This window comes from Bradyrhizobium sp. UFLA05-125, assembly GCF_059803515.1.
Map to the genome: position 1 here is coordinate 574,038 of NZ_JBANBJ010000001.1, position 12,454 is coordinate 586,491.

The following is a 12,454-nucleotide window of genomic DNA, read 5'->3' on the forward strand; positions in this document are numbered from 1 at the left end:
AAAGCCGCAAATTATCATTAATTCGACGGCCAATCGCTAGTTGCGCCGCTGCCACCGGCCGCGCTCGTCGGCCTGCCAATACGTGACATCAAATCCGCGAGTCTTGCAATCCGTCCAGGCGCTGCGCGCAAGCGCAAGCGCGTCAGGATCGTCGCCGTTGAACAGGAGCACCACGCGCTCATAGCCCTCCGAATCCTGAGGCAGTGCGGCGTTGTCGATCAGGAAGCGGACATTGGCGCCGTTGGGATTGCCCTCCTCGACCGCCAGCACGACCGGCTGCTCCGCGGCGTCACCGACCCGCCATGTCGCGTGCGGCAGGAAGGAATCGTCGCGATAGGTCCATAGATGCGCGTCGAGCGCATCGGCGCGTTCCTCCGAGGTCGACTGCACCACGACGCGCCAGCCGCGCTCGAGCGATTTCTCGAGCAGCGGCGGTAACACGTTCTCCACCGTCATGTTTTGCAGATGGTAGAACAGCACTTCGGTCATTTGCGCTCGTAGTGGTCGGCGACCAGGCGGTCCAGGAGGCGAACGCCATAGCCGGAGCCCCAGCTCTGGTTGATGTCGGTCTTCGGCGCACCCATGGCGGTGCCCGCGATGTCGAGATGCGCCCAGGGCGTGCCGTCGACGAAACGCTGGAGGAACTGCGCCGCGGTGATCGAGCCGCCATGGCGGCCACCGGTGTTCTTCATGTCGGCGAACTGGGAATCGATCAGCTTGTCGTATTCGGGACCGAGCGGCATGCGCCAGACTTTTTCGCCGCTCTCGACGCCGGCCGTCAGGAGACGTTCGGCGAGCTCGTCATTATTGGAGAACATGCCGGCATGCTCGGTGCCGAGCGCGACCATGATCGCGCCGGTGAGCGTTGCGAGATCCACCATGAATTTCGGCTTCACCCTCTTCGCGACGTACCAGAGTACGTCGGCCAGCACGAGACGCCCTTCGGCGTCGGTGTTGATGATCTCGATGGTCTGGCCCGACATCGAGGTGACGATGTCGCCGGGACGCTGCGCGTTGCCGTCGGGCATGTTCTCGACCAGACCGATGGCACCGACCGCGTTGACCTTTGCCTTGCGCGCCGCGAGCGCGTGCATCAGGCCGACGACGCAGGCCGCTCCCCCCATGTCGCCCTTCATGTCCTCCATGCTGCCGGCCGGCTTGATCGAGATGCCGCCGGTATCGAAGCAGACGCCCTTGCCGACGAAGGCGACCGGCGCCTCTCCCTTCTTGCCGCCGTCCCAGCGCATGATCACGGTGCGGCTCGGCCGTGCCGAGCCTTGCCCGACGCCGAGCAGCGCGCCCATGCCGAGCTTGTGCATCGCCTTGACGTCGAGAACCTCGACCTTGACACCGAGCTTGCGGAGCTGGCTCGCACGCCGCGCGAACTCCTCGGGGTACAGCACGTTCGGCGGCTCGTTGACGAGATCGCGCGCTATCAGCACGCCGTCTACCACATGGCCCGCCGGCGCGAAGGCCTTTTTCGCCGCAGCCAAGTCAGCGACGGCGAACGCGACGTCGGCACGCAAGGCACCGCCCTCCTCGCCATCCTTCTTCTTCGTCTTGTAGCGATCGAATTTATAGGCGCGCAGCCGCAGGCCCGCGCCGATCGCGACCGCCTGCTCCGCTGTCATGGCGCCGTCAGGCAGTTCGGCCATGATGGTTACGGCGCTTGCGCCAGCCTTCAGCTTGCCGGCCGTCACGCCACCGAACTTCAGAAAATCGTTGAGCTTCAGGGCCGGAGCCTTGCCAGCCCCGATCACAATCAGGCGGCTCGCCTTCAGCCCCTCGGGAGCCAGGATGTCGAGCGCCGCGCCCGTCTTGCCCTTGAACTGACTCGCCTCGGCGGCCCGCTTGACCATGTCCGCTGCCGATCCGAGCGCCTTGGCGGTCGCTGGGCCGAATCGCAGGCCGTCGTCGCAAAACGCCACCAGCGTGTCGCGCGGGATGGCGGAAAACGGGACAAAGCCGACCTTAACGGCGTCGGACATGGATAACTCCTCCAAAAGACGAGACTTTTGCCACCCCTTGGGCACCGCTCCGGGTACCGGCTGAATGACGATTCACTGCTCCGGGGCGCACTATGACCTGTCCGCGCCTCGCATGCCAAGCGCCGCCCGTGGCCGGCGGGCCACAAGAAGGAAATATTAGCCATATGATGAGGGTGCCACGGGGCAGCCATTTTGTTGACGGATCAAAGGGATGGTAGTGAGAGTGTGAAGTGGTGAAAGACGTGGCAGAACGATCCTTGGGGATCCCTTTGGGGATGGGTCGGGATGTCCGGAATTTGGGACCCAGAAGGGGCCTGGTGGGGATCGTGCGGTAGCGCATGGGGTCGATCGACAGGTATATTTTCCGCACGACGCTGGCGTCGTTTGCGCTGGTCCTGGTCAGCCTCACCGGCGTGATCTGGATTACGCAGGCGTTGCGCGGCATCGACCTGATGACGAGTCAGGGCCAGACGATCCTGACCTTCCTCGGCATCACCAGCCTCGTGATTCCGGCGCTGGTGCTGATCATCTCGCCGATTGCGCTGATGATCGCGATCTCGCACACGCTGAACAAGCTCGCGACCGATTCCGAGATCATCGTGATGAACGCCGCCGGCTTCTCGCCGTTCCGGCTGTTCTATCCGTTCTTCTATGCCACCTGCGTGGTGGCGCTGCTGGTCGCCTTCATCGCCGCCTATCTCGCCCCCGACGGCATGCGGCGGATCAAGCAATGGGACGCCGAGATCACCGCCGACGTCCTCACCAACATCCTGCAGCCCGGCCGCTTCGCCCAGCTCGACCAGAACCTCACGATCCGGATTCGCGAGCGCCAGCCCGGCGGCATCATGGCCGGCATCTTCATCGACGACCGCCGCGATCCGAAGGAGCGCAACTCGATCGTCGCCGAGCGCGGCACGGTGGTGAAGAGCGGCGGCGAGACCATCCTGGTGCTGGAGGACGGCAATCTGCAACGCTTCGAGGTCGGCAAGCGCGATCCCGCACTCGTGACCTTCGCCCGCCACGGCTTCGACATGTCGAAATTCTCCAACCAGGGGCGCGACGTCACGCTCGGAATTCGCGAACGCTATCTCTGGGAGCTGTTCTCCCCCTCCGAGGACGATCCGGTCTACAAGTCGGTGCCCGGCCAGTTCCGCTCGGAGCTGCATGACCGCATTATGGCGCCGCTCTATCCCTTCGCCTTTGCGGCGCTGACCTTCGCCTTCCTGGGCGCGCCGCGCACCACCCGTCAGAGCCGCAACTTCTCGATCGGCAGCTCGATCCTCGCCGTGTTCGGCCTGCGCATGGCGGGCTTCGCCTGCTCGGTGATGGCGGTAAAGTCGCCGGTGGCGCCTCTCGTGCAATATGCCATGCTGGCGATCGCCATCGGCCTCGGCGTCTGGATGATCGTCGGCGGCATCGTGGTGGAAGCGCCGCCTGCGCTGCTGGAAGCCGTCAACAAATCCAATGCGCGTATTGCGCGGCTGTTCCGACGACCGGTTGCCGCATGAGCATGCTCACCAACACACTCGGACGCTATTTCGCGGGCCGCTTCGTCATCGCGGCGCTGGGCGTGTTCGCGAGCATTTTCCTGCTGCTGGTGCTGGTCGACTACATCGAGATGGTGCGCAAGACCTCAGGGCTTGCGTCCGCCTCCGCGATCATGGTGGCCGAAACGTCGTTGTTCCGCGTGCCGCAGCTCCTGGAGAAGCTGACGCCGTTCTGCATGCTGATCGGCGCCATGACCTGCTACCTTGCCCTCTCCCGCCGGCTCGAACTCGTGGTGGCACGGGCTGCCGGCATTTCCGCCTGGCAGTTCATCTCCCCCGCGCTCGGTAGCGCGCTGCTGATCGGGGTGATCGCGACGGTTGCCTACAATCCGATGTCGGCGAACCTGCGCGAGCTCTCCAAGCGCATGGAGGCAGAACTGTTCGGCTCGGCGCCCGGCGGCGGCATCCAGGATGCCTCCGGCTTCTGGCTCAACCAGGTCACCAGCGAAGGCCAGGTCATCATCAACGCCGCACGCAGCGAGCAGCAGGGCATTCGGCTAACCGGCCTGACGCTGTTCCGGTTTGATACAGAGTATCACTTCAAGGAGCGTATCGAGGCGCGCGAGGCAACGCTCGAGGATGGCCGCTGGGTGTTCAGGACGGTACGGCGTTTCTCCCTGGACGCGCCCCCTGTCGATCAGGACCGCCTGGAGATTCCCACGACTCTGACCGAAGCGCAGGTTCGCAACAGCTTTTCCACACCCGAAACTGTGTCCTTTTGGCAACTACCGAGCTACATCCGTTCGTCGGAAAGCTCGGGCTTCGCGACAGCCGGATATCGACTCCAGTACCATAAGCTTCTGGCGCAGCCGTTTCTGCTTGCAGCGATGGTGATGCTGGCGGCTTCGGTGTCGTTGCGTTTCTTCCGGATGGGCGGCGTGCAGAAGATGGTTTTGAGTGGCGTGGGCGCAGGCTTTCTGCTCTACGTCCTGTCCAAAGTTACTGAGGATTTGAGCAAGGCTGAGTTGATGCATCCGATCGCTGCGGCGTGGCTGCCCGTTGTGGTGGGCGGCCTCACCGGCTTTTTGGCCTTGCTCTATCAGGAGGACGGATAGTGACTGCCGTCCACCGAGAGCTCGTGTCTCGTTTGACGCGGCGCACCGAGGCGCGCGCGAACGGATGTGGCTTGCCTGCCCGTAGTCTCCTGCTCGCCTTCCTTGCCGCGCTCGCGCTGGGTGGATTGCTCGATCTTGCCGCGACCGCGCCTGCGGCCGCGCAGAGCTTCACCTACAATCCGCTGCCGCCGCGTCCGAAGCCGCCGAAGGCCCCCAACGACAACCAGATGCTCGTGCAGGCGACCGAGGTCGACTACGACTACAACAATTCGCGCGTCTCCGCGGTCGGCAACGTCCAGCTGTTCTACAACGGCACCAGCGTCGAGGCCGACAAGGTCATCTACGATCAGAAGACCAAGCGCCTCCATGCCGAAGGCAACATCCGCATGACGGATGCCGACGGCAAGATCACCTACGCCGAGATCATGGACCTCTCGGACGACTACCGCGACGGCTTCGTCGATTCGCTGCGCGTGGACACCGCCGACCAGACCCGCATGGCCGCGAGCCGCGCCGACCGCTCCAGCGGCAACTACACGGTGTTCGAGAACGGCGTCTACACCGCCTGCGCGCCGTGCAAGGACGATCCGAAGAAGCCCCCGCTGTGGCAGGTCAAGGGTGCCCGCATCATCCACGACCAGCAGGAGAAGATGCTGTACTTCGAGACGGCGCAGCTCGAATTCTTCGGCGTGCCGCTCGCCTACATGCCGTACTTCTCGACTCCCGACCCGACGGTGAAGCGCAAGACCGGCTTCCTGATGCCGGGCTTCACGTCCTATACGGCGTTCGGTTATGGCGTCGAAGTGCCGTTCTACTGGGCGATCGCCCCTGACATGGACGCGACCTTCAATCCGCGCATCACGTCCAAGCAGGGCGTGCTGTTTCAGGCTGAATTTCGCCAGCGCCTGATCGACGGCGCCTACCAGATCCGCGTCTACGGCATCGATCAGCTCAACCCCAGCAATTTCGCCGGCCAGCCGGGCGACCGCCAGTTCCGCGGCGGCGTCGAGACCAAGGGCCAGTTCGCGCTGAACGACAAATGGGTCTGGGGCTGGGACGGCGTTCTGCTCTCCGACTACTACTTCATGTCGGACTACCGGCTGTCGCAGTACCGCGACCCCTTCTCCTCGTTCCTGAGCCTGCCGACGGAAGCGATCTCCCAGCTCTATCTGACGGGGGTGGGCAACCGCAGCTACTTCGACGCGCGCACGATGTATTTCCTGAGCTTCTCGGGCAATCAGCAGCAGGTGCCGGTCGTCTACCCCGTGATCGACTACTCGAATGTGATCAACTATCCGATCTTCGGTGGTGAGGTCTCCTACAAGACGAATTTCCTCAACCTGACGCGCAACGACGCGGTGTTCGATCCGATCACCACGACCGCCAACACCAACGGCCTCTGCACCACCACCTCGGCCGACACCGCCGCGCGCACGCCCTCACAATGTCTGCTGCGCGGCTTCCCCGGCACCTACACGCGCCTGACGGCCGAAGCGCAGTGGCGCAAGTCCTTCACCGATCCCTTCGGTGAAATCTGGACGCCGTTCGCCATCCTGCGTGCGGACGCGATCAACTCCTCGGTTTCGAACCAGCCGGGCGTGTCGAACTATCTTCCGGTCGGCGACACCCAGGCGCTGCGCCTGATGCCGACGGTCGGCCTCGAGTACCGCTATCCCTTCATCAACGTCCAGCCGTGGGGCTCGACGGTCGTCGAGCCGATCGCGCAGGTCATCATCCGGCCGAACGAGACCTATGCCGGCAAGCTCCCCAACGAGGACGCGCAGAGCATGGTGTTCGATGCGAGCAATTTGTTCAGCGTCGACAAGTTCTCGGGCTACGATCGGGTCGAAGGCGGCGGCCGCGCCAATGTCGGCGTGCAGGCCACCACCCAGTTCGACAAGGGCGGCGCCGTCAAGGTGCTGTTCGGGCAGTCCTACCAGCTGTTTGGCATGAACTCTTTCGCTGTCCAGGATTCCACCAATACCGGCCTGGATTCAGGTCTCGACAAGCCGCGATCCGACTATGTCGCGAGCGTCGGCTATTCGCCGAACCGGACCTACACGTTCAGCGTGCGCGGCCGGTTCGACGAGCAGACCTGGAATGTCGAGCGCTTCGAGGCTGAAGGTCGTGCCAATTTCGACCGCTGGTCAGTCAGCATGATCTACGGCAATTATGCGCCGCAGCCGGAACTCGGCTACCTGACCCGCCGCGAGGGCATCCTCACCAGCGCTTCGGTGAAGGTCGCGGCCAACTGGGTGGTCCAGGGCTCTGCGCGCTGGGACCTCGAGGCCAACAAGATCAATCAGTATGTGGTCGGCGCCGGCTATGTCGACGATTGCTTCGTGCTGGCGGCGAACTATGTAACGTCCTATAGCTACTCGGCGGGCAGCACCCCGCCTGTTCTGAGCCACGCGTTCATGTTCCAGATCGGCCTGCGAACGCTGGCGAACTCCTCGGGAACCAGCGGCACTGCCGGCATGCAGTAGGCCGATTTGACCTTGCGGGGCTTGTTCTGATCGCAAGCATACGAGCGACGACATCTATGACGACCACTTTGCGAGTCCATCGCCTTCCCCTCATCGCGCTCGGCATCTCCCTGCTCCTGATCGGCGGCGCAGCCCCGTCGCGGGCGCAGACCGTCGTCGTCATGGTCAATGGCGAGCCCATCACCGATTTCGACATCGAGCAGCGCAGCAAGCTCGACGTCCTGACGAACCAGAAGAATGCTGGCCGGCAGGAGGTCATCAACGAGCTGATCGACGAGAAAGTGAAGATCAAGGAAGGCAAGAAATACGGCGTCGAGCCCACCAGCTCCGATGTCGACCAGTCCTTCTCCGGCATGGCCCAGCGCATGCGCATCTCGCCAGAGCAGCTCGCGAAATCACTCGAGGTGAAGGGCGTGCGGCCAGAAACGTTGAAGAACCGCATGCGCGCCGAAATGGTCTGGACCAGCCTCGTTCGCGGGCGCTTCAAGGAACAGCTGCAGGTCGGCGAGCGCGATGTCGCGTCCGCCGTGCAGGCCCAGAACGGCGAGAAGCTTCAGGTCGAGGGATTCGAATACAAGATGCAGCCGATCGTTCTCATCGTGCCGCGCGGCTCGTCGCAGGCGGCAACCGAGGCGCGGCACAAGGAGGCCGAATTGTACCGCAGCCGCATCACGAGCTGCGATGAAGCCAATTCGCTGTTCCGCTCGACTCCCAATGCGGCGATCCGCGAGAGCGTCACCAAGACCACCGCGGACCTCCCGGAGGCGCTTCGCAAGGTGCTCGACGACACGCCGATCGGCCATCTCACCCCGCCGGAGGTCACCAAGCAGGGCATCGAAATGGTCGTGCTGTGCGCGCGCAATCCGACCATGATCGACACGCCGAAGCGGCGCGAGGTCCGTGAGAAGATGTACGTCGAGAAGTACGAGAAGACCTCGAAGCGGTACCTGGCGGAAATCCGCAAAGCGGCGATGATCGAATATCGTTGATGGCAAGGCCCCTCGCGCTGACCCTGGGCGAGCCTGCCGGCATCGGCCCCGATATCACGATCTCGGCCTGGCTGCGCCGCAACGAGCTCGAGCTGCCCGCGTTCTATCTGCTCGGCGATGACGCGCTGATCGCGCGCCGCGCCAAGGCGCTCGGCGCCGATATCAAGATCGCGCGAGTGCGTGCCGAGGAAGCGGTCGCCGCCTTCCCCGACGCCCTGCCGGTGGTTGCCACCGGCGAGATCGCAACGGCCGGGCCGGGCCGGCCCGACGAGAGCAGCGCGCCCGCAGCGCTCGCCTCCATTCGCCAGGCCGTCGCCGACGTCCACGAAGGCCACGCTGGCGCCGTCGTCACCAACCCTATTGCCAAGAGCGTGCTCTACCGCGCGGGCTTCCGCCATCCCGGCCACACCGAATTTCTCGCCGAACTCGCCGAACATGACGGACGCGTGCCGCAGCCTGTGATGATGCTCTGGTCGCCGCGACTTGCGGTGGTACCGGTGACCATTCATCTTTCGCTGCGCGACGCGCTGACACAGCTCTCGCGCGAGCTCATCGTCTCGACGGTGCGCATCGTCGCAGCCGAGCTGAAATCCCGTTTCGGCATCAGCCGGCCGCGAATTGCGATCGCCGGTCTCAATCCGCATGCCGGCGAGGACGGCTCGCTCGGCCACGAGGAGCAGACCATCGTCATGCCGGCGATCAAGATGCTGCGCAACGACGGCATCGAGGCCAGAGGCCCCCTGCCAGCCGACACCATGTTCCACGACGCCGCGCGAAACACCTATGACTGTGCGGTCTGCATGTATCACGACCAGGCGCTGATCCCGATCAAAACGCTCGCATTCGACGACGCGGTCAACGTCACGCTCGGTCTGCCCTTCATCCGGACATCGCCGGATCACGGCACGGCGTTCGACATCGCAGGCACGGGGAAGGCCAATCCCGCAAGCCTGATCGCGGCGCTGCAGCTGGCAAGCCGCATGGCCGCGCAACCGGCATGAGCGCGATCGACGACCTCCCGCCGCTTCGCGAGGTCATTCGCCAGCATTCGCTGTCGGCCCGCAAGTCGCTGGGCCAGAACTTCCTCCTCGACCTCAACCTGACAGCGCGCATCGCGCGTGCCGCTGCACCGCTCGAGAATTCGACGATCGTCGAAATCGGTCCGGGTCCCGGCGGATTGACCCGTGCCCTGCTCGCGCTTGGTGCTGCGCGCGTCATCGCGATCGAGCATGACGAGCGCGCGATTCCCGCCTTGCAGGATATTTCCGCGCGCTATCCGGGGCGGCTCGAGATCGTGCATGGCGATGCCATGACTTTCGATCCGAGGCCCCTGCTCGCAGGCCAGGCGGCAAAGATCGTCGCCAACCTGCCCTACAACATCGCGACCCAGCTCCTGATCGGCTGGCTCACCAGCGAGCCGTGGCCGCCGTGGTACGAGATGATGGTCTTGATGTTCCAGCGCGAGGTTGCCGAGCGCATCGTGGCGCGCGAGAACGAGGAGGCCTATGGACGCCTGGGCGTGCTCGCCAACTGGCGCGCTGAGACAAAAATCCTGTTCGACATCTCGCCCTCCGCCTTCGTGCCGCCGCCAAAGGTCACCTCCTCCGTCGTGCGCCTCGTGCCGCGCGCGGCGCCTCTGCCCTGCGACCGCCGGCTGCTCGAACAGGTCGCGGCCGCCGCCTTCGGCCAGCGCCGCAAGATGCTGCGCCAGAGCCTGAAATCACTTCAGGCCGATCCCGCGCGCCTCGCCGCGGCCGCTGGCGTCGATGCGACGCGACGCGCCGAGACCATTCCGGTCGCGGGCTTTGTTGCCATGGCGCGTGAATTGGCCGATATACGACGCCAAGCCTGAAGCACGATCCGGACCCGCAGGGCCGCGCCAGCGCAAAGTGCGCAGCGGTTTTGCAAAGAGGTCATGCGCAAACAACAAGCCAACGCGCGATGATCGCGCTTTGGCGGAAATTTCGGAGGAAGGAAAATGGCGTTGATGCGTCGGCAGTCCCTGGTCAAGTTCGATGCGCCCTTGTGCGAGACCATCATCGACACGCCCAAGCCGCAAGGACGCGAGGTGCTGGTGCGCATCGAGCGCTGCGGCCTGTGCCATTCCGACCTGCATATCCAGGACGGCTATGCCGATCTCGGCGGCGGCAAGAAGCTCGACACCACGCGCGGCATGACGCTGCCGTTCACGCTCGGCCACGAGATCGCCGGCCTCGTGGAGGAAGTCGGCAGCGATGTGCCGGCTGGCCTCGTCGGCGCCAGGAAAGCGGTCTTCCCGTGGATCGGCTGCGGACAGTGCCGCGACTGCGCCAATGGCGATGAGAATATCTGCGCCAAGCAGCGCTTTCTCGGCGTCTCCATCGACGGCGGCTTTGCCAGCCACGTGCTGGTGCCCGATGCAAAATACCTGCTCGACTACGATCCCCTGCCGGTCAACCAGGCCGCGACATTGATGTGCTCGGGCGTGACCGCCTACGGCGCGCTCAAGCGCCTCGTCGACCGTCCGCGCCAGCGCAACCTCTTGCTGATCGGCCTCGGCGGTGTCGGCATGATGGGCCTGTCATTCGCGCAGGCCATGTTCAAGCAGCCGATTACGGTCGCCGATCTGAGCCCGGCGGCGCGCGAGACCGCGCTGAGGAACGGTGCGGCGACCGCCTACGATCCGGCCGAGCCGGAGGTTATCAGGCGCATCCTTAAGGAGACCGACGGCGGTTTCGATGAGGTGGTCGATTTCGCCGGCAACGAGAGGTCGATGGCGTTCGCAGTCTCCGTGCTCGCGCGCGGCGGCAAGGTCGTTGTCTCCGGCCTGATGGGCGGCCAGTTCACGCTGCCGATGGTGCAATGGGTGTACAAGCGCATGACCATCGAGGGCTTCATGGTCGGCACGCTTGCGGAAGCCCACGAGCTGATGGCGCTCGCCCGCGCCGGCAAGATCAAACCGACGCCGATGCAGGAAGAACCGATGGCCGACGTCCAGAAATGGATCGATAGCCTGCGCGCCGGCAAGGTCGTGGGCCGCATCGTGTTGAAGAACTGATCGACTCGAACGCGCCGGGTTCAGCTCGTTCGTCCCTGACGGCCCAGGACGAGGCCATAGACGAAGAGCAGGATCACTGCGCCGACGATCGCGCCGATGAAGCCTGCAGATTCGCCCGCCCGGTACCAGCCCACCGACTGGCCCAGGAACGTCGCGACGAACGCGCCCACGACTCCCAGGATGGTGGTCAGGATGAAGCCCTTCGGCTCGTTGCTGCCCGGCATGATGAATTTTGCGATTACGCCGACGATAAAGCCGATGATGATAGTCCAGACGATCCCCATCTCGTTGCTCCTGTCATGGGCCGGCACGTGTGGTGATCGGCATCCTGAAAGAGATCACACGGGAGCGCCTTTGACATAGATCAACATAGGCCGGCGTTCTCGGGCCGCCCTGACTGCACAAGACCGTCATCGGGTCGCGCGAGGGAGGCCGGCATGGCAATGCTGGGCGAGATCACCCACACCACCACCTACAAATATGCAAAGCCTGTTACGTTCGGGACGCATCGGGCGATGTTCTTGCCGAGGCGCGGTGCATCTGCCCGGCTGCTCGGTTGGTCGGCGAAAACCAGCCCGACGTCGAAGATCCACTGGATTACCGATTCCCGCTCCAACACCGTTACGGTGATGGAGTTCGCAGAGCCGAGCAGCGAGCTGACCTTCACCTTCCAGGTGCGCGGCGTGTTCTTCGGCATCAAAGGCATTGAATCCTTTCCCCTGGAGTCGCGCGCCGATGAAATCCCCGTGCAGTATTCGCCCGACGAGTGGACCGACCTCGCCGGTTACTTGCGTCCCCACGCCGACGACCCCGACGGCATCGTTGCAGCGTGGACGAAGGCCTTCGTCGCCGGCGACCAGGACCAGACGACAGACGTTTTGCACCGGATCCTGCGCACGTTTCGTGAGGGGTTCAGCTACCGCGCCCGAGAAACGCAAGGCACACAATCCCCGAGCGAGACGCTGCGTACGAAATCCGGCACATGCCGGGACTACGCCTGGCTGATGATCGAGGTGCTGCGCCGCCTCGGCCTCGCCTCACGCTTCGTCAGCGGCTACCTTTACGACCAGGCGCTGGATGGCGGCGCCGTGGGCATGACCGGCTCCGGCGCCACGCATGCGTGGCTCCAGGTGTTTCTCCCCGGCGCCGGATGGCTGGATTACGACCCGACCAACCAGATCAATGCAGGCTTCGATCTCATCCCGGTCGCGGTCGCCCGGCATCCTGGCCAGGCCATTCCGCTGGAGGGATCGTGGTTCGGTGATGCAGGGGACTATCAGGGCATGTCGATCAAGGTCGCGGTTCACAAGATCGGCGAGATCCGCGATCCCTCCGAGAGCTGAATGGCCCGG

At 64.3% G+C, this 12,454-nt stretch carries 11 protein-coding genes; 8 read left to right on the plus strand and 3 right to left on the minus strand.

Annotated elements, in window-relative coordinates; translation table 11 throughout:
* Positions 1 to 36 precede the first annotated feature (36 nt).
* Positions 37 to 489: a DNA polymerase III subunit chi gene (locus SO156_RS02845; RefSeq protein ID WP_498533751.1), complete on the minus strand. Its 453-nt coding sequence runs from the start codon at positions 487 to 489 to the stop codon at positions 37 to 39.
* Positions 486 to 1,988, minus strand: a complete 1,503-nt coding sequence (locus tag SO156_RS02850) for a leucyl aminopeptidase (RefSeq protein ID WP_498533752.1) — start codon at positions 1,986 to 1,988, stop codon at positions 486 to 488. Before SO156_RS02850 ends, SO156_RS02845 begins: the two co-directional genes overlap by 4 nt.
* Positions 1,989 to 2,326: 338 nt before the next feature.
* Here SO156_RS02850 and lptF point away from each other — a divergent pair, with 338 nt between their 5' ends.
* The 7 genes from lptF (at position 2,327) to SO156_RS02885 (ending at position 11,102) form a co-directional block, all read left to right on the plus strand.
* Entirely contained in the window at positions 2,327 to 3,496 is a 1,170-nt protein-coding gene (gene lptF / locus SO156_RS02855) for an LPS export ABC transporter permease LptF (RefSeq protein ID WP_498533753.1), read from the plus strand.
* Positions 3,493 to 4,590: an LPS export ABC transporter permease LptG gene (lptG, locus tag SO156_RS02860; RefSeq protein WP_498533754.1), complete on the plus strand. Its 1,098-nt coding sequence runs from the start codon at positions 3,493 to 3,495 to the stop codon at positions 4,588 to 4,590. Before lptF ends, lptG begins: the two co-directional genes overlap by 4 nt.
* Positions 4,590 to 7,076 (plus strand): LPS-assembly protein LptD, encoded by a 2,487-nt coding sequence (locus SO156_RS02865; protein WP_458151098.1) that lies wholly within the window; start codon positions 4,590 to 4,592, stop codon positions 7,074 to 7,076. Before lptG ends, SO156_RS02865 begins: the two co-directional genes overlap by 1 nt.
* Before the next feature lie 56 nt (positions 7,077 to 7,132).
* The gene (locus SO156_RS02870; RefSeq protein ID WP_458151099.1) at positions 7,133 to 8,065 is read left to right on the plus strand and encodes a SurA N-terminal domain-containing protein; all 933 of its coding nucleotides are present in this window, start codon (positions 7,133 to 7,135) and stop codon (positions 8,063 to 8,065) included.
* Positions 8,065 to 9,066, plus strand: coding sequence for a 4-hydroxythreonine-4-phosphate dehydrogenase PdxA (gene pdxA / locus SO156_RS02875; RefSeq protein ID WP_458151100.1), 1,002 nt, complete (start codon positions 8,065 to 8,067; stop codon positions 9,064 to 9,066). Before SO156_RS02870 ends, pdxA begins: the two co-directional genes overlap by 1 nt.
* Entirely contained in the window at positions 9,063 to 9,917 is an 855-nt protein-coding gene (rsmA, locus tag SO156_RS02880) for a 16S rRNA (adenine(1518)-N(6)/adenine(1519)-N(6))-dimethyltransferase RsmA (protein WP_498533755.1), read from the plus strand. The genes pdxA and rsmA overlap by 4 nt, the downstream gene beginning before the upstream one ends.
* 126 nt (positions 9,918 to 10,043) lie before the next feature.
* Positions 10,044 to 11,102 carry an alcohol dehydrogenase gene (locus SO156_RS02885; RefSeq protein WP_498533756.1) on the plus strand — a complete coding sequence of 353 codons (1,059 nt, stop codon included), beginning with the start codon at positions 10,044 to 10,046 and terminating at the stop codon, positions 11,100 to 11,102.
* A gap of 20 nt (positions 11,103 to 11,122) precedes the next feature.
* Here SO156_RS02885 and SO156_RS02890 read toward each other — a convergent pair whose 3' ends face one another.
* Positions 11,123 to 11,386: a GlsB/YeaQ/YmgE family stress response membrane protein gene (locus tag SO156_RS02890; protein WP_458151103.1), complete on the minus strand. Its 264-nt coding sequence runs from the start codon at positions 11,384 to 11,386 to the stop codon at positions 11,123 to 11,125.
* A gap of 153 nt (positions 11,387 to 11,539) precedes the next feature.
* Between SO156_RS02890 and SO156_RS02895 the strand changes: the two genes are divergently transcribed.
* On the plus strand, positions 11,540 to 12,445 hold the full coding sequence (locus SO156_RS02895) for a transglutaminase family protein (RefSeq protein WP_458151104.1): 906 nt from the start codon (positions 11,540 to 11,542) through the stop codon (positions 12,443 to 12,445).
* Positions 12,446 to 12,454: the final 9 nt, after the last annotated feature.

Coding starts and splice junctions, on each gene's coding strand:
- SO156_RS02845 (WP_498533751.1), bottom strand. CDS start 489: ATGACCGAAGTGCTGTTCTACCATCTGCAAAACATGACGGTGGAGAAC.
- SO156_RS02850 (WP_498533752.1), bottom strand. CDS start 1,988: ATGTCCGACGCCGTTAAGGTCGGCTTTGTCCCGTTTTCCGCCATCCCG.
- lptF (WP_498533753.1), top strand. CDS start 2,327: ATGGGGTCGATCGACAGGTATATTTTCCGCACGACGCTGGCGTCGTTT.
- lptG (WP_498533754.1), top strand. CDS start 3,493: ATGAGCATGCTCACCAACACACTCGGACGCTATTTCGCGGGCCGCTTC.
- SO156_RS02870 (WP_458151099.1), top strand. CDS start 7,133: ATGACGACCACTTTGCGAGTCCATCGCCTTCCCCTCATCGCGCTCGGC.
- pdxA (WP_458151100.1), top strand. CDS start 8,065: ATGGCAAGGCCCCTCGCGCTGACCCTGGGCGAGCCTGCCGGCATCGGC.
- rsmA (WP_498533755.1), top strand. CDS start 9,063: ATGAGCGCGATCGACGACCTCCCGCCGCTTCGCGAGGTCATTCGCCAG.
- SO156_RS02885 (WP_498533756.1), top strand. CDS start 10,044: ATGGCGTTGATGCGTCGGCAGTCCCTGGTCAAGTTCGATGCGCCCTTG.
- SO156_RS02890 (WP_458151103.1), bottom strand. CDS start 11,386: ATGGGGATCGTCTGGACTATCATCATCGGCTTTATCGTCGGCGTAATC.
- SO156_RS02895 (WP_458151104.1), top strand. CDS start 11,540: ATGGCAATGCTGGGCGAGATCACCCACACCACCACCTACAAATATGCA.